Source organism: Bartonella sp. AA83SXKL (genome assembly GCF_042196965.1).
GTDB lineage: Bacteria > Pseudomonadota > Alphaproteobacteria > Rhizobiales > Rhizobiaceae > Bartonella.
The window spans coordinates 163,839-180,737 of record NZ_JBHIRG010000001.1 but is presented as its reverse complement, the minus strand read 5'-3'; the positions used below and the strand labels follow the sequence as shown (position 1 = coordinate 180,737).

The 16,899-nt window shown below is 36.7% G+C and carries 11 protein-coding genes; 1 reads left to right on the top strand and 10 read right to left on the bottom strand.

Translation table 11 applies throughout. The features are described 5' to 3' along the window. Positions 1-72 precede the first annotated feature (72 nt). The gene (gene trxA, locus ACFINO_RS00615) at positions 73-396 is read left to right on the top strand and encodes a thioredoxin (protein WP_375633656.1); all 324 of its coding nucleotides are present in this window, start codon (positions 73-75) and stop codon (positions 394-396) included. Between the two features lie 679 nt (positions 397-1,075). On the opposite strand, the gene tsaE is transcribed toward trxA, so the two are convergent. The 10 genes from tsaE to ubiE all read right to left on the bottom strand — a co-directional run bounded on the left by tsaE (position 1,076) and on the right by ubiE (position 16,867). Beyond that, complete coding sequence (gene tsaE, locus ACFINO_RS00610) at positions 1,076-1,546, bottom strand: tRNA (adenosine(37)-N6)-threonylcarbamoyltransferase complex ATPase subunit type 1 TsaE (RefSeq protein ID WP_375633657.1); 471 nt, start codon at positions 1,544-1,546, stop codon at positions 1,076-1,078. A 51-nt stretch (positions 1,547-1,597) separates the two neighbouring features. Next, positions 1,598-4,063 carry an ATP-binding protein gene (locus ACFINO_RS00605; protein ID WP_375633658.1) on the bottom strand — a complete coding sequence of 822 codons (2,466 nt, stop codon included), beginning with the start codon at positions 4,061-4,063 and terminating at the stop codon, positions 1,598-1,600. A gap of 33 nt (positions 4,064-4,096) precedes the next feature. Continuing rightward, the gene (ahcY, locus tag ACFINO_RS00600) at positions 4,097-5,494 is read right to left on the bottom strand and encodes an adenosylhomocysteinase (RefSeq protein ID WP_375654782.1); all 1,398 of its coding nucleotides are present in this window, start codon (positions 5,492-5,494) and stop codon (positions 4,097-4,099) included. A gap of 712 nt (positions 5,495-6,206) precedes the next feature. Beyond that, positions 6,207-7,205: a complex I NDUFA9 subunit family protein gene (locus ACFINO_RS00595; RefSeq protein ID WP_375648831.1), complete on the bottom strand. Its 999-nt coding sequence runs from the start codon at positions 7,203-7,205 to the stop codon at positions 6,207-6,209. A gap of 42 nt (positions 7,206-7,247) precedes the next feature. Beyond that, on the bottom strand, positions 7,248-8,567 hold the full coding sequence (locus ACFINO_RS00590; RefSeq protein ID WP_375654780.1) for a bifunctional folylpolyglutamate synthase/dihydrofolate synthase: 1,320 nt from the start codon (positions 8,565-8,567) through the stop codon (positions 7,248-7,250). Between the two features lie 4 nt (positions 8,568-8,571). Next, positions 8,572-9,492 carry an acetyl-CoA carboxylase, carboxyltransferase subunit beta gene (accD, locus tag ACFINO_RS00585; RefSeq protein WP_012754464.1) on the bottom strand — a complete coding sequence of 307 codons (921 nt, stop codon included), beginning with the start codon at positions 9,490-9,492 and terminating at the stop codon, positions 8,572-8,574. Between the two features lie 906 nt (positions 9,493-10,398). Next, a complete protein-coding gene (locus tag ACFINO_RS00580; protein WP_375633662.1) occupies positions 10,399-11,118 on the bottom strand; it encodes a sulfate transporter family protein in 720 nt (239 codons plus the stop codon). A gap of 1,887 nt (positions 11,119-13,005) precedes the next feature. After that, on the bottom strand, positions 13,006-14,427 hold the full coding sequence (coaBC, locus tag ACFINO_RS00575) for a bifunctional phosphopantothenoylcysteine decarboxylase/phosphopantothenate--cysteine ligase CoaBC (RefSeq protein WP_375654778.1): 1,422 nt from the start codon (positions 14,425-14,427) through the stop codon (positions 13,006-13,008). A gap of 68 nt (positions 14,428-14,495) precedes the next feature. Further along, on the bottom strand, positions 14,496-16,082 hold the full coding sequence (gene ubiB, locus ACFINO_RS00570) for a 2-polyprenylphenol 6-hydroxylase (RefSeq protein ID WP_375633664.1): 1,587 nt from the start codon (positions 16,080-16,082) through the stop codon (positions 14,496-14,498). Between the two features lie 2 nt (positions 16,083-16,084). After that, on the bottom strand, positions 16,085-16,867 hold the full coding sequence (gene ubiE, locus ACFINO_RS00565) for a bifunctional demethylmenaquinone methyltransferase/2-methoxy-6-polyprenyl-1,4-benzoquinol methylase UbiE (RefSeq protein ID WP_375654775.1): 783 nt from the start codon (positions 16,865-16,867) through the stop codon (positions 16,085-16,087). Positions 16,868-16,899 lie beyond the last annotated feature (32 nt).

Below are 16,899 nucleotides of genomic sequence, written 5' to 3'. Positions count from 1 at the left end.
TATCTTTGCAATAACTTGATATGAATTGTTATTATACCAATCTATAAAAAGTGAATATAAAAGGATAAATAAATGACGTGTATAAAAGTTGATAAGGACAATTTCGAAAGTGAAGTTCTAACCTCTTCCATCCCTGTTGTGGTTGATTTTTGGGCAGAATGGTGTGGCCCTTGCAAAGTGATTGCTCCAATTTTGGATGAAATTTCAATAGAAATGCAAAATCAAGTTAAAATTGCTAAGGTAAATATTGATGAAAATCCGGAACTGGCTACCCAATACGGAGTACGTTCTATCCCTACATTATTAATGTTTAAAAATGGAAATATTTCATCGAATATGGTTGGCGCTACCTCTAAAGGACGTCTTTCTGAATGGATAAAAGATGGGCTTAGTTAATTCCACATATAATCACTATAAAGGAGAGAAATTTTGTCTCTCCTTTTGACTTTTTTAAAATATTCTTTTTTGCATTATATTATAATGAAAAGACAATAAAAATCAAAATTTTAAATGAATTTAAGAATTCATGCTTTTATGCATGTTTCAATTGACTATTTTTTATAAAAAATTGCTTTGTATGAAGAATATAGGCAATTCTTTCCTTATAGGCGCGTTAAAAATATTAGGTGAATGATAATTTCATAAAGGTATTTCTTCTTAGACAAGACTATTGAAATAGATAGTGTTTTCAACACATAAAAGGAGATTTTAAGCAAAAACTTTGCAAATTACTTTTCTGAAGCTCACAATTTTTAAGCAGAAAGAAACAAGCAATTCACTACAGGTTATATAATGCTCTTCTAAAGGGTTACCACTTCAATTTAAAATTCTCTTATACTATTCTCTAGAATCAAAATTGTAGGTATCAGATTCTCTAAAATAAATTGATGAATTCCTATAAATTAACGGCTGTCCTTTGCAATTTATGTCATTGTTATATGAAAGAGTCAGCATTTCGTTTCATCTTCCATGGTTGGTACCTCCATGAAGCCTTCTTTATGTTGTCCATCATCTCAGATTTCATAGGTAGTATTGAGGTATTATCAAATTAAAAAATGATGATGTTCATGTTTTTTTAAAATGTACGAATTGCGAAAGACTGTTGCAAACATTCAATGGAATGTTGCGCTGATCTAACTGTTACATGACGCCCATGTTCTTTATAGTGTAAGGTGACTGCAAAAGTGGCAAGCTCTAAAAGAGCTGTATTTCTTTCTGGCCATTCAACAAGTAAAATATTTTTCTCACGAGCTTCATGAAGCCCTAATTCATCAATTTCTTCTGCCATAGAAAGGCGATAAAGATCAGCATGAATAATTTCAAACTTTGGAAGTTGATAGCTTTGCACAAGAGTAAAAGTAGGGCTTGGAACATCCATAGTGTTATTGTTCGCAAGTGTTTGAATGATTGTACGTGCAATGGTTGACTTTCCAGTTCCAAGATCCCCTTGCAGCGTCACAAGATCTCCTGGCTTTAAAGAAAGAGCTAAATTTTGTGCAAAAAGCTTTGTTGCCTCTTCATTTTCAAGAAAAAAACTAAAATTCATTAAAAGTTCCATGAAATGGATGAAAAATTTTTGTTATCATAAAGGTTAAAATTAAAAAATCTTATCTCCTTTGGAGAGTGGGAAAAAACATTTAACTGTTGTTCCTTTTCCAGAACCGGTAAGAATTTCAACATGTCCACCGTGTAGTTCAACGAAACTTTTTACAAGGGAAAGGCCAAGACCCGCTCCCGCACGCCCACCATGGTGTGAATGGGAAGAAAAACGTTTAAAAATACGATCAAGGATGTCTTCTGGGATGTCAGAGCCCTGATTGTGAACGCTAAAGACAATGTTATCATCTTGTTCATCGACGCAAAATTCAATAGTACTCGCCTCCGTTGCAAAATTAATAGCATTACTCAGTACATTCACAAAAATTTGATGCAAGCGCTTTTCATCAGCAGAAATAGAATTTAAGGAAGGAGAAATTTGTTGTAAAAGCGTAATATGACGTCCATTAAGGCGATCTTCTACACGTGCTACTGCTTGTATCATAGCATCGGCAATGTTAACCGATTTTATGTCCAACTCCATAATGCCTGCATCAAGGGTAGCAAGATCAAGAATATCGTTAACAATATTTAAAAGAGTTCCTGATTCTGAATGAATGTGTTCAAGATATTCTTGTTGACGTTCATTGATAGAGCCGAAAATTTGATCACGTAAAATATCGGAAAATCCAATAATATTGGTGAGAGGTGTGCGTAATTCATAAGAAACATGTTGGACAAATTCATTACGCAAACGATCAGCACTTTCTAATGCTTCATTTTTTTCTTGAAGAGCACGCGCAACATGGACAGTGTCCGTAACATTCACAAAAGTAAGCATCGTTTGTCCATTAGGAAGAGGGACCAGAGTATAGTCAATAATCATATCATTTTTAAGATCTATACGACCTGAAAATGTTTCACGTTTTTCAGCAAAACCGGTAATGAATTTGGTAAATTGATCCCATTCTTGTCCTAAGGTTAAGGCTGAACAATGGCTTTGTAACTGTGTAATATGGGTCCCTTCTACCAGTAAATTATAAGGAAGAGACCACAATTTCGACAAGGCAGGATTCGATAAACGAAGGCGTCCATCAGTACCAAAAACAACCACGCCTTCGGAAAGTTTATCAAGTGTTTCACCTTGTATTTTAATAAGTGTATTATAACGGCGTTCAAGATCAATTTTTTCTGTAAGGTTTTCGTAAAGCCAAGTGACACCTCCTTGTGGATGAGGGTTCGAGATAACACGCACCGTACGCCCATCTGGAAGATTCCAAATTTGTTGGTTCGATTCTGTTTGTCGATAGGCTTTAAAAAGTTCTTCTTTCCATGCGCGCCAATCGGGGTGTGCAGCAATGAGCCCTTTTTCACGTAGACGTTCAAGAAATAATGTATGGCTTGGTTCACTTTCTAAAAAGGAAGTCTCCAACGGCCATAAAATTTTAAAAGCATGATTACAGAATTTTAATTTTTGGTTTGTATCAAAAATAGCTACAGCTGTTGAAATTTGGTCAAGTGTTTCACAATGGCTTTGAAGGACATAACTTAATTCATGAGCAATATTTTCATATGCGCTGTCATCACGCGCAAAAGCTGCCATCCCTTCGGCTGTTGTAATACGTGTGAGATGAAAACGATGTCGTTCTCCATCAATAACTGTGTGAACATGTTCTTGAAAAATTGTTTCTGTTTCATTTGTTTTGCGTTGTGTATTTTCATTGAAAAGATCCCCCACTTCATCACTGCCTTCACGAAAATCTGTCATTTCTCTAAAGGCGCGATTGATAAAACAAACTTTTCCTTCACAATCTTTTATCCATACGGGCTCTTGAATAAGATCAAGAAGATTACGCTGCATTCTCAGTTCAGTAAGAAGGCGGGCGATATCTTTCTGTAAACGAGCATTTTCACTCTGTTGTTTTGAGATATCTTGAAAACGAGCAATAGCGACTGTTCCTGCGATGACTCCTGTAACTTGCAGCAATACATTGTTTGTGGTGGTGATAGAAAGATCAAAAGGGTGACATTTACAACGTAGTTGAGTCAATGCATAATCAAGTTCTCGAAGAGAATTTTCTTCAACCCAGAGCTCAAAACGCTGAAAATCTTTCTGGTCGATTCCTATTTTTTGCAATGCAGAAAGGGCACCAACGACACGGGGTAAGGTTGTTGGATTTTCCCAAATAAGAAGGAATTGCTCGGTTTCTTCCAGAAGCCATTCATAATATTTAAGTTTTTCAGAAAAATTTGCCTGAATTATCTTCAAAGTCTTCTGTGCAGTTTTTTTTGCACGCATAATAACAGCTAGGCACGTGAGAAGTGAAGCACAAGAAATTCCTCCACACAGCGCTAAAAGCAGCCATGGACCATTCGGCAAAGTGAAGAAAAATGGTAAATAACCTTCCAATGACTGAGCAACAGCGCATGTTGGAGAAAAAAAGAAAAAAAGGCAAAATATATACGCATAGATTCGAATCATTTTTTGAGCTTTTTCTTTGGGGTTATAGTCACCAAAGCTGCGCACGATATCTTTCCCTTTTTTAACCCAAGGAAATGTTTAGTAACGGTAATGGTTTGGTTTATAAGGTCCTTGTGGTGTGACTCCAATATAGGCGGCTTGTTCTTCTGATAAAACACTTAATTTTATTCCTAACCGATCAAGATGTAGACGTGCAACTTTTTCATCAAGATGTTTAGGCAAAACAGTGACTTCATTTGTATAGTGTTCTGCACGGGTAAAAAGTTCAATTTGCGCTAAAACTTGATTAGTAAACGAGGCTGACATGACAAAAGAGGGATGCCCAGTCGCATTCCCGAGGTTTAACAAACGCCCTTCAGAGAGCAAAATGATGCGTTTTCCATCGGGAAAGGTGATCATATCAACTTGTGGTTTAATATTTGTCCATGGCAAATTTCTAAGGGCTGCGACTTGGATTTCGTTATCAAAATGACCAATATTTCCAAGAATACACATATCCTTTACTTGTCGCATATGGTCTAAACGAACAACATCTTTATTGCCTGTTGTCGTGATGATAATATCAGCACTGGAAGCAGCATCATCCAAATTAACAACTTCATAGCCATCCATAGCTGCTTGAAGAGCGCAAATAGGATCAATTTCTGTTACTTTAACACGAGCCCCAGCACCAGAAAGAGATGCTGCTGAACCTTTTCCTACGTCACCATAACCACAGACAATGGCAGTTTTACCAGCGATCATCACGTCTGTTCCACGTCGAATACCATCGACCAATGATTCTTTACATCCATATTTATTATCAAACTTTGATTTAGTGACGCTATCATTGACATTAATAGCAGGAAAAGGCAAAAGCCCTTCTTTTTGTAACTGATAAAGACGGTTTACACCTGTTGTGGTTTCTTCGCTTACACCTTTAATTGCTGCGCGCTGTCGTGTAAAAAATCCTGGCGTTGCATCCATACGATTTTGTATTTGTTTGAAAAAAATTTCTTCTTCTTCTGTTTTTGGATGCGATAGGATATCTTTATTTTGTTCTGCACGACTTCCCATTAAAATATAGTTTGTGGCATCAGCGCCATCATCTAAAATAAGATTGGAAGGATTACCATCTGGCCATTGGAAAATTGCATCTATATAAGTCCAATATTCTTCCAATGTTTCACCCTTAACGGCGAATACAGGAATACCAGTTGCGGCGATAGCTGCTGCTGCATGGTCTTGCGTAGAAAAAATATTGCTAGAGCTCCACCGTATATCGGCGCCAATCGCTTTTAATGTTTCAATTAAAACAGCTGTTTGAATTGTCATGTGCAATGAGCCAGAAATACGCGCTCCGCGCAAAGGTTGATTAGAGGAAAACTCCTTACGACAAGCCATCAAACCAGGCATCTCAGTTTCAGCAATATCAAGTTCTTTACGACCATAAGCGGCAAGTGCAATATCTTTGACAACAAAATCTTGAGCTGCCATTCTTTATTCCTTTAAAATAAGTTTTTCCAAGACGGTAGGAGAAATTAAAAAAAAATGCAAGACAAGAAGAGGACTTCTTTATGTGAAAAAGCTCTTTTAAAATCTCCATAAATTTGTGCAACAAATATGCATTTATGAATCTGAATAATGATGTTACTGATAGAATAAGAGATCTTCATGATAAGTCTTATTATATAAACAAAACTCTATCCTTTTCACGTAACTTTAAAGCTTTTAAAAATCTCCAAAGAGAATACCTTTTAAATAATAAAAATTGTGCATTGCTTCACAGTTTTTATATCGATTTTTTATGGGATAATATCGAAAGTATTATACTCGTATTCTACTCACTTATGCGGTTGTTGAAAAAGGAAGAATTACTTTAATCTCATTATTAAGCTTTCTACCAAAATAATATAATGCAAAGTCATAGGTTATCATATTTATGAATAGGCAATTCAGAATCGGTTCTTTAGGATTCCAATGTTGCATCTGCTCTTGGATAAAGACAGTTTATAAGAAGTGCTTTTCTCCTGTTTTCAACGATTTTTATCAAAATACTATAGGTATACGATTAAACATTTTTTGTGATACTGAATAGAGCATTTAAAACGCAAAAACATTACTCTATTGAGCATTCTGATTTCAGAATCGCTAACAACGAGCTATAAATTATAAATCAAATAATAACTCAGTTTTGGAAAAATTTATTCTAGACGTGTAAGTTTTGGGAAAATTGACCATGTGGACGAAATCGCCAAAGATAACTTGGCAAGAATGCAGCCATTGCTCTGGGGGTAATTCCCGCACCTTCTAGAGTATATCCATTCTCTATAGCCTCTTTAGAAACAATGTTATCCATTTGCAAAAAACGTATCTGATTGGCTGTTACAAGTGTTGGTACAAAAGGCAATTTACCGATAGTTCCCAAAATTCCTCCAATCAATAGACCAGCAGAAAGAGGCATGGATAGGATTGTTTTTTTACGGTGAATAATTTTGAGTATATTTTCAAGAGTATTTTGAAAGGTGATAATCTGGGGACCACCAAGATCATAATTTTTTCCCCAAGCAACCTGTCCATCTAAAGCGCGCGCGATAAACTCAGCAACGTCACCAACATACACGGGTTGCAATTTGCTTTGCCCACCCCCAAAAAGAGGCATAATTGGTAAAAAACGTGACAAATCTGCTAAGGTGTTAAAGAAACAATCCTCTGGTCCAAAGATAACGGATGGACGGATAATAATTGCTTGAGGATGCTTGTTATGAACGATTTGTTCACCCATAAACTTAACACGTGCATAAAGACATGAAGCATTCTCGTTAGCCACAAGTGCTGACATATAGATGAGCGGAATAGCAGCTTGTGCTGTTAATTCAGCAACATTGTAAGCACCATCAATTTGTGTGTTTTTAAAATTCGATTGATTTGCTTGTTTTAAGCTACCAGGTAAAAACACTGCCGCATCAGCTCCAAGCAACGCGCGTGCAACAGAGGCACGATGCTTGATATCCGTTTTAAGCATTTGGGTTTGTCCTACTTCTCCTATTTGGAGCATGTAATAAGCTTTTTGTGGATAACGAACAGCGATACGAACGCGATATCCCCGCTTAGTCAAAGTTTCAACGACATGTCGTCCTACAAAACCAGATCCGCCAAAAACAGTAATAAGTTTAGGATGTTGATAAAGTGCACAATCAAGTTGCATGATTAAAAAGTCTATCTTTCAAAGCTTTAAAATAATCAATTTCTAGCATGGAGGTGTTTTATTGTCACGTAAAATATCGCCCGCAAGATAAAGGGAACCACTAATAAGGACAATTGCCTCTTTATATTCGGCTCTAATCTTATGCAAAGCATCTTGTAGATGTGCTTGTGGAGTAGCAAAGATTCCTGCTTTTTGCGCTGATTCAGCTAATTTTATTGGAGAGATACTGGCATTATTGTTAATTAGCGGTATCGTATATATTTTATCGACAAGGTTCGCTAAGGAACGAAAATAACCGACAGCATCTTTGGTATTGAGCATGCCAGCAATCATAATAATAGGACGATCTGTTTTTTTTCTCCATTGTGTAAGTTCTGCTGCAATAATTTTTCCAGCAGCAGGATTGTGACCACCGTCTAACCATAAATCAATATTAGGAGACAGTTGATCAACCAAATGTCCTTGGATAAGATGTTGCATCCGTGCGGGCCAATAGATATTTTTCAAAGCATCATTTATGGCTTGTTCTGAAAGTTGAAAGCCCGCTTGATAGACTGCTTCAAGAGATGCGCCAGCATTGGCAATTTGGTGGCCTCCAATAAGGTTAGGAAGGGGAAGATCCATGAGACCTTGATTGTTTTGAAAAACCATACGTCCATGTTCTTTATAACTTTGATAATCTTGATCAAATAGAGAATAAGGTGCTTTATTTTTATCGGCAAGGGGTATTAAAGTAGCAAGAGTTTCTTCATAATTTTGCTTCCCGATGACTACTGGAACGTTTGGTTTGATAATTCCCCCCTTTTGAAAAGCGATTTGAGCAATTGTGTTTCCAAGAAAGTTCTCATGATCATAATCGATGGGCATAATAAGCGATACAGCTGGTTTGTTAATGACATTGGTAGCATCAAAACGTCCTCCCAACCCAACTTCTAAAATGACAACATCAGCTGGATGTGTACTAAACAGCATAAAGGCAGCGGCTGTAAAAATTTCAAAAATAGTAATCGGCTCTTGACGATTTACTTTTATAATTTCACGGATTGTCTCAGCCAATTGGTTTTCTGTAACAAGTTGACCACCTCCTTTTTGACCTATCCGGCAGCGTTCATTCCAGTTGACGAGATGAGGTGAGCTATAGACATGAACGCAGTATCCTGCACTTTCTAAAAGAGCACGGCAAATTGCTGAGGCAGATCCTTTGCCATTTGTTCCAGCGATGTGAATAATAGGGGCAAGTTTTAAATGTGGATTACCAAGACGCTCTAAAAGGTGAATAATACGCTCTAAAGAAAGATCAAATTTTTTCGGATAATTTTTTAGTAAATCATCTACCACCTTTTGTATTTGGCTTTGTTGCATAAATTTAAGCTGCTTTTGTTGTAGAAAGCGATGTTTGAGAGTCTGTAGGGGATGGATCGGAAGGGTTAAAAACAGCAGGGCGTTTCATCATCAAACGTAAAAGACGCGCAATCGTTGTTTTCATTTCTAAACGTGATACAACCATATCAATCATACCATGTTCGAGCAGATATTCACTACTTTGAAAACCTTCTGGTAGGGTTTCGCGTATAGTTTGTTGAATCACGCGTGGACCAGCAAAACCAATCATAGCGCCAGGTTCGGCAATGTGAATATCACCAAGCATGGCGTAAGAAGCAGTAACACCACCGGTGGTTGGATTAGTCAGCACAACAATATAGGGAAGTTTTGCTTCTTTCAACATTTCAATCGCTACAGTTGTACGAGGCATTTGCATCAACGAGAGCGTTCCTTCTTGCATGCGTGCGCCACCAGAAGCAGAAAAAAGAACCAGCGGACGCCTTTCGGCAATGGCAGTATCAAAAGCTTTGATAATAGCTTCTCCTGAAGCCATACCGAGTGATCCACCCATAAAGGCGAAATCTTGAACGGTTGCAATGATTGGTAAGCCTTCAATCGTACCACGTGCACTTAAGATATTATCATCAACACCAAGTTTAGAACGATAATCTTTTAACCGGTCAATATAGCGTTTTTCGTCACGAAATTTTAAAGGATCTGTTACAACTTTTGGATTTTCAAGAGCTGTATAAACACCATCATCAAAAAAATGCATGAGACGATTTTTAGCGCTGATACGCATATGATGACCAGAATTGGGAGCTACAAATTGATTAGCTTCCAGATCTTTATGGAAGATCATTTCACCACTGGTAGGATCTTTAATCCATAGATTTTCTGGAATTTCACGGCGCCCCAATATAGAGTTAATTTTAGGACGAACATAATTTGTAATCCAGTTCATCTTTATAACCTTCCTTTAAATATTACACATCTTTCGCATGATTTGAAAGAATATGAATCTAAGCAGTCACATTTGCTTTACCGGTGGAACAAAGGAGTCTATTTAATACTTTTATCAGTGTACGTATAGCTTGTTTTTTAACTTTTTATTTTTTTACTTTGGTATTAAAATTCACTCCTTGCGATGGTTAACAAATCCCTTATTTTTTAATAAAAATGAATATCCAATTAATCACTCGTATCAACGGTTCTGAAGAAAAGAAACCTTATAATATAAGGCGTTAATAAGGCTAAAATAATCCATTTAAAATACTGTATAAGACGACATCATATTAGCGAAACGCTAACATCAGAGCAAGATTTTTTTCAAAAGGTTTTTTTAAAGCGCGTGCTTTTCACAATTAAAATAGAATACCCTCAAAAATGCTATTATATTACTCATTCATGTGCTTGTTTTAAAGACATTTTTCAATAATCTCCAAAACTCTCTTATGACGGTTCTCAGAAGAGCATATACTCTCCATGAATGGTATAAAATACATTATGCTCTTCATTTTTACTGAAATAGAAGGTACAAATCGATACCATCATACTCTTTTCCAGTTTTAATTTGACGATAATGTTTGCATTAAGAGGATTCATATAAAGATATTTCACGCCTTTTTGAAAGTACTTTTATCCGCACACCACCTCCGTTTATGACATATTAACAAACGATTTCAATTGACCTAATATGAATAGGATTAAAATGAAAAAACCTCATAATATTTAGGTTTTTCACTCATGTTGTGAAACGATAAGTTATCATTATAAATCAATATATTGCTTTAATAAAAGATAAAGCATAAAATTTTATATTATGCTTTCTTTGGCTGGCAAGTTTTATTAACCTTAAAGTCAAGGAACACTATTTTTGTGTAATGCGTGCCATGGTCTTTTGGGAAAGCATTTTGTGTAAATATGTCATAAAGGCGGCTGCAAAAAGCGGTGTTGCTAAATTAAGAATTGGAATCGAAACAAAAAGCGCTATCAATAATCCTGCGCCAAAAACCGTTGTGTAATGAGTATGTAAAAAAGCACGGGCATCTTGTTCTGTTCGAAAACGGTAAGCCGCAAACAAGAAATATTCATGACCGAGCAAATAACCATTAATAAGATAAAAAGCAATTAAATTAATACCTGGTATGAAGAATAAAATAAAAGCAATTCCATTACCAAGAAGGCTTAAAATAACAAATTTAAAGGAAATGATAAGAGAACGCTGAAACGGCAAAGCTTGTCCAATAGGCTCGTTTGGGTAATCCTCTTTTTCAATGATTTCAGCAGCAGAGTCAATGAAAAAACCACCAATCATAGCTGAGATCGGTGCAATCAAAAAAGCCAACAAAAGAGCCAAACCAAGATTAAAAATGATAAGCATGCTAAAACCAATCCATCCCGCCCAACTAGGGAGTCCAGGAAGAAATTGAGCAATCCAGGGCCAAAAGTAAGACACAAAAAGTTGGTGCACACATAACCATAAAATGGTGAGAATGAAAAAAGTAACCCCCAATGCTTTCAGTATCATAATACGATATTGCGAGGTCATAAGACGTTGTAAAGCACGATAAGCAGCAGTAAAAATCATAGATTAATAAACTAAGGAAAGAAGCAAAAAAAACAAGAAATATATTTAAAGTATGTACAGTGTAATTTTTTCTTTCTTTGAATTACAAGATTTTTTTCAAGAACATTATAAAAAATGGTTAAGGTTTCTTTGTTAAAAATAAAGTTTGAATAAATAGAAATTTTGATTTTTAAAAACAAAGAAGAATTTAAAAAGTATCTATTGTAGAAGAAATTTTTAGTATTTTTGTACATAGTGTAGATTATTGCGTTTATATGATATATGTAAAAAATTAAGGAATAAGAACTATTTGGGAGAAAAGTTGTTTACTTCTATTTATTCAGTAGAGTTATCTAACTTCGTTTATCTAAGTGTTTAATTGTTTTGCACAATTCCTAAAATTCTGTACTTTTCTACTATTTGGCGGCATGCTTTTGCCTCTCGCTTTCAAAAAAATATTGAGTTCAATGGAATAGGGATAACGTAGTAGCTCCGTAGATATTCTAATTTTGGGCAACAGAATGATTAATATGATAGAAGTGGAAAAAATAAGCTTAGGCGATTGATCGTCCGATCCCATAGAAGAGCAGTTTTTTGAGAAGAAGCAAAGAAAGGGAGAAACCACGGATGCTTAAAAATGATGAGATTTTGAATTTTAAAAGCTATAAGTGCAATGAAGTAAGCATTCATTGAAGCACTTTTCATACAAGTGGTGCACTGTATCAAATAATTTTTAGATAATAACACCACTAATTTATCGAAGAGAATTGATCATTTTTAACTTGAATAAGAATCCCAAATATAGAAATATTCTTTAATTTCAAAGACTCTATTCAACATCAAAAAATTATTTACGTACACATTATAGGCGAGACCAATGTATGGATACAAAGCTTTCAATAAAGGAATAAAAATGCTTCTCATGAAACATCACAATGTGAGGATATCATGGATAAAATTCTAGTTTTTGTGGTCTTGGTATTCTGGAGAGAGGACACACACATTTAATTTTAAAGACCGATCACTGAGAAAAATAATAAAGGCTTCAGTTTCATAAACTTATAGACAGTGGTGCAGTGAATTTTGTCTACACTCTTTATAAGCGTCAGTGTGAGATATGCTTCAAATTGCATTGAGATATTATAATATCATTGATTTATACATTATTTTTCATAGCGAATAAGAGCTCAAAATAAAGTTTTCATATTTTCTCATTAGCTGCTCTCATCATGAAACAATCAAAATCATTTATTTGCATATCATAAATATGACCGATATGTGGATAAAAACATTGAAGAAAGAAAATGCTTTTTATAAATTTTATCCATTACAAGAGCTTTGTCAAAATTGATGGTAGCCAAAGTGAATGATAGCTTGTTTTTTATAAGCTGGCGAGACAGTGGTGCAATAGATCCTACTTTATGAAGGCTAGGGTGAGATAGGATTTTTTAAAAAAACATTTCCCAACGCTCATCACACCCATTTCGCAACAGCGTTTGTGAATGGTATATGAGTAAAGCTCTCGTGAATAATATAAAACTTATAGGGCATCACTAACTTTACGCTTAATAAAAAGAGCACGCTGGCACCATCATCCTCAGTGTTTGTCCGAGACAAGCCCTTGGTTCTTGAGACGGTCCATTATAAGCGCTTTTAGTTCTTTCTGAAACGTTTTGTATTCATACAGTTATCCTTGTTTACAACGTGCAAGAAAATGATTTTTATTGATTCAACATGAGAGAGATTGGGAATGAGAGAATCTTATGATATTTGGGATTCTAATTTAATATGAACAATGCGATATTATCATTATAAACCAGAAATATTATATACTAATTGAGATGGATAGACACCTATTGTCAGTTCTATTTTATAAGGTGTTTTAATATCAACGCGTTTGAAGAGTTCTTATTTGCAAAGGGGTATATTTTCCTCATGAGGAGTAGGTGTTTTGGGGGCAAAAAATGATACAATCACGTTTGCTAATTTTTGCGCTACGTGTTGTTTACTCATATGGGGCCATTGTTCAACTTTTTTTCTACTTACGAGATAAACTTGATTTGTATCAGCGCCCATGACACTTGTACCATCTAGTTGAAGAGAAATATCATTAGCAAGAATGAAATCAGCTCCTTTTTCAACACATTTTTTTTGTGCATTGGCAATGATATCACATGTTTCAGCAGCAAAACCAATGACCAATGAGGGGCGGTTTGGAGCGTGTCCAATCGTTGCTAAAATGTCAGGATTTTCAACCATATGAAGGGATGGTGGTATTTTATGAGCATTCTTTTTAATTTTGTGTAAAGACTGCGTTTGACTGCGCCAGTCACAAACAGCGGCAACAAAGATAGCACCATCAGCAGGCAATGCGGTTTGAACGGCTTGTAACATCTGTTGTGCTGTTTCAACATGAATGGTTTTTACTTCTTGTGGGTCTGCGAGATTAACAGGTCCACAAATAAGTGTTACTTTTGCACCCAAATGTGCAAGAGCGGTTGCGATGGCATGACCTTGTTTACCTGAAGACCGATTAGCAATATAACGCACTGGATCAATTGGTTCATGAGTAGGGCCAGAGGTAACGATGAAATGGCGGTCAGAGAGAGGTTTTTCATGCACATTCAAAAGATTCTCTATGGTAGCGACAATAGTTAAAGGTTCGCTCATGCGTCCATATCCCATCTCGTCACGTTCAGCCATATTTCCGATTTCTGGTCCGATGATATGAACGCCATCTGCGCGCAATTGTGCAACATTGCGAATAGTGGCTGGATGCGTCCACATGGACGGATTCATAGCGGGTGCAATCAAGAGTGGACAGCGTGCCGCTAAAAGAATGCAATTAGCCAGATCATCTCCTATGCCATTGGCTATTTTTGCAATACGGTTGGCTGTAGCAGGAGCTAAAATAATCAGGTCAGCATCACGTGCTAATCGGATATGTCCGATATCGTGTTCTTCTTCGCGTGAAAATAAATCAGTATATACAGTACCACCGCTTAAAGCTTCAGCGACTAAAGGCGTAATAAATTTTTGCGCTGCTTTTGTCATCACAACTTTTAAATGTGCTCCACGTTCTTGTAAACGGCGAATCAAATCAAGTGCTTTATAGGATGCAATACTTCCACCAATAATAAGAAGGAGAGATTTTGATTTCAATGATTGCATTTCAACAGCGCTAGCATGAAGGGGTTGTGTGGTGAGAAGAGAGGGATTGCTTAAAAGGCGCCGGACTTCTTCTTCCATAGAAATACCATTTTGCGCGGCGCGTATGCGCAAAGCTTCTTTGGTTTCAGGAGACAGGTTACGAATGGTAATACTGGCCATAAAATACCTCCAAGAAATAAAATGATTGCAATGATTTCATTGTTGATATTTTTAGCATATTAAGGAGATTAGAAAAGATGAAAAAAGTAAAAAGTAAGACAAGCGCAACAAAGTGCAATGATGAAAAGACTATAACGACCATAACGGTTTCTGTGACTTTGTTCTACAGCAAGTTGTTTGAGGGTAGCATGAGAAAGATTAAAACCTGTTTTTCTCATTTGATTAAAATCTTCTTCTATTTGTTGGAAATTTTGAACCAATTGTGGTGTTTTGCGTGCCAGCGAAAGGAGAGCTTGTGCTCCTTCACTAAAGTCTTTTGCAACGCCTACGGGTCCTAAATTTTTACTAATCCATTCTTTGACAATGGGTTCAGAAGCTTTCCACATATTAAAAGTGGGGTCTAATGTGCGGGCAACACCTTCCACGACAACCATCGTTTTTTGCAGCAATAAAAGTTCAGGTCGCGTTTGCATGTCAAATAATTCAGTGACTTCAAACAATAAAGTGAGCAATTTAGCCATGGAAATGCTTTGTGCTGATTGTCCGTGAATTGGTTCGCCAATAGCGCGGTTGGCTTGCGCAAAGCTTTCAATATTATGGTGTGAAGGAACATAGCCTGCCTCAAAATGGGCACGTGCAACTCGATGGTAATCGCGGGTAATAAAGCCGTAAAGAATTTCAGCAAGGAAATGCTTTTCTTTTTTTCCAAGCCGTCCTGTAATACCTAGATCAACAGCGACAATACATCCTTTTTCATCTACAAATAAATTACCAGGATGCATATCGGCGTGAAAAAAACCATCACGCAGTGTATGACGAAGAAAAGATTGAATAAGCGTAATAGCAAGCGCCTTCAAATCAAATCCTGCTTCTTTGAGTTTGGAAGTTTCGGATATTCTTATACCATCAATCCATTCCATTGTAAGAACATTACGTCCTGTCCGTTCCCAGTCAATACGTGGAACCCGAAAGCCTGTATCATGTTGAATATTTTCAGCCATTTCAGATATAGCTGCTGCTTCTAAGCGTAAATCCATTTCAAGTCGTGTTATTTGTGCTAAAGTATCCACCACACAAACAGGACGAAGCCTTCGAGAGGCAGGGATATAGCGCTCTTGCAAATGAGCAATGAGATAGAATCCTCTAAGATCTTTAGAAAAACGTGCTCTGATATTGGGACGAATAACTTTTACAGCACATTTTTTCTTATGGCCAGTTTCATCACTGTATTCAGCTGGATGAACTTGAGCAATAGAAGCGGCGGCAATGGGGGGATAAAAATTTACGAATAAATCATCAATAGAGCGACCAAGAGAACTTTCAATTTGAGCAATAGCGGCGGTGCAAGAAAATGTTTGGACACGATCTTGTAGTTGTGACAAATCTTCCGCAATATCACGGCCGACAATATCAGGCCTTGTTGCAAGAAATTGACCAAGTTTTATGTAAGAGGGTCCAAGCTTATTAATGGCATATGAAATATTTTCAGATCGCTGTTTCTTTTTTGTTTTGCGTCGTGCTAATGCACTCGCTATACGATGACATAGCGCTGGAAATCCTTGAAGATCATCATGAGGAAGAGCACTTAAAACACCTTCACGTGTTAAAACCCATCCTGCACGCATCAATTGAAAGTAAGGGGAAATTTGCACCATTTTTAAATTTTCCAACCTGAATGCAGCGCTGCAATCGCACCGGTGAGATTGCGGTACGATACCCGCGAAAACCCCGCATGCTTGATCATATGGGAAAAATCATCTTGCTTAGGAAATTTGCGGATAGATTCAACCAAATAACGATAAGCATCGCCATCATTTGCGATAAATTGACCCAGCTTAGGGATAGCATGGAAAGACCAAAGATCATAAATTTTATCGAGCCAAGGCATCTCGACATTTGAAAATTCTAAACATAAGAAACGTCCACCGGGCTTTAAAACACGAAAAGCTTCTCTAAGAGCTTGATCAATATGAGGAACATTGCGAATTCCAAAAGCAATCGTGTAAGCGTCAAAGCTTTGATCTTCAAAAGGTAAATTTTCTGCATTGGCTTCAACAAAATCAATCAGAGGGGCAAGACCATTTTTTTGTGCGCGTTTTTTGCCAACGCTGAGCATTGAGCCATTAATATCAAGCACTGTAGCATGGGCTTTTTGGCGTGAAGCATTAAGAATACGAAAAGCAATATCACCTGTACCGCCAGCGACATCAAGAACTTTCCAATGAGAAAGTGCTGGTGGGGAAAGCCAAGCAATCATGGAATTTTTCCACACACGGTGTAGCCCTAAGGATAAGATATCATTCATCTTGTCATAATTTTCAGCAACAGAATGAAACACATCATCCACCATGAATTGTTTTTGTGTTTCATCTACTCTTGTAAAACCAAAAGAGTGCTCCATGCCACCCTTGGTTCCTACACGTTCTGTTTCAATTGCCATGTATATGATCTTCCTTATTTTTCTTTTATCGT

Coding starts and splice junctions, on each gene's coding strand:
- trxA (WP_375633656.1), top strand. CDS start 73: ATGACGTGTATAAAAGTTGATAAGGACAATTTCGAAAGTGAAGTTCTA.
- ahcY (WP_375654782.1), bottom strand. CDS start 5,494: ATGGCAGCTCAAGATTTTGTTGTCAAAGATATTGCACTTGCCGCTTAT.
- tsaE (WP_375633657.1), bottom strand. CDS start 1,546: ATGAATTTTAGTTTTTTTCTTGAAAATGAAGAGGCAACAAAGCTTTTT.
- ubiB (WP_375633664.1), bottom strand. CDS start 16,082: ATGGTGCAAATTTCCCCTTACTTTCAATTGATGCGTGCAGGATGGGTT.
- ubiE (WP_375654775.1), bottom strand. CDS start 16,867: ATGGCAATTGAAACAGAACGTGTAGGAACCAAGGGTGGCATGGAGCAC.
- ACFINO_RS00590 (WP_375654780.1), bottom strand. CDS start 8,567: ATGCAACAAAGCCAAATACAAAAGGTGGTAGATGATTTACTAAAAAAT.
- ACFINO_RS00580 (WP_375633662.1), bottom strand. CDS start 11,118: ATGATTTTTACTGCTGCTTATCGTGCTTTACAACGTCTTATGACCTCG.
- coaBC (WP_375654778.1), bottom strand. CDS start 14,427: ATGGCCAGTATTACCATTCGTAACCTGTCTCCTGAAACCAAAGAAGCT.
- ACFINO_RS00595 (WP_375648831.1), bottom strand. CDS start 7,205: ATGCAACTTGATTGTGCACTTTATCAACATCCTAAACTTATTACTGTT.
- accD (WP_012754464.1), bottom strand. CDS start 9,492: ATGAACTGGATTACAAATTATGTTCGTCCTAAAATTAACTCTATATTG.